1 rRNA gene is annotated in these 364 nt (G+C 65.7%); it reads left to right on the plus strand.

Going from position 1 to position 364, the window contains the following annotated elements:
• Nucleotides 1–259: 259 nt before the first annotated feature.
• Nucleotides 260–364, plus strand: a 16S ribosomal RNA gene (locus tag H6A21_RS10825); the annotation flags it as partial.

A 364-nucleotide genomic window follows, 5' to 3' on the forward strand; every position in this document is an offset into this window, starting at 1 on the left:
GCCGCGCGGGTCACACCCGCGGCGGGCACCTTGAGAACCGGATACCGCGGGCGATGCCGGAAGGCATCGCGACGGACAGTACGGAACATTTTACCATCTAACCAAGCGTACTCGAGGATCGAGCGACGGGGCAGAAGCCCCGTGCCCGTCGATCCCGGGCGGAATGAGAACGATGGATCCGATCGGCGTGAAGCCGAGACCGGACTCGGGCTCCCGGACGCGATGAAGGACTATCCCCCCGGCTCACCGGGGGTTTCATTGGACGGAGAGTTCGATCCTGGCTCAGGATGAACGCTGGCGGCGCGCCTAACACATGCAAGTCGAACGGCACCCGCCCTCGGGCGGAAGCGAGTGGCGAACGGCT

The sequence above is a fragment of the Collinsella tanakaei genome, from assembly GCF_016902615.1.
GTDB lineage: Bacteria > Actinomycetota > Coriobacteriia > Coriobacteriales > Coriobacteriaceae > Collinsella > Collinsella tanakaei_A.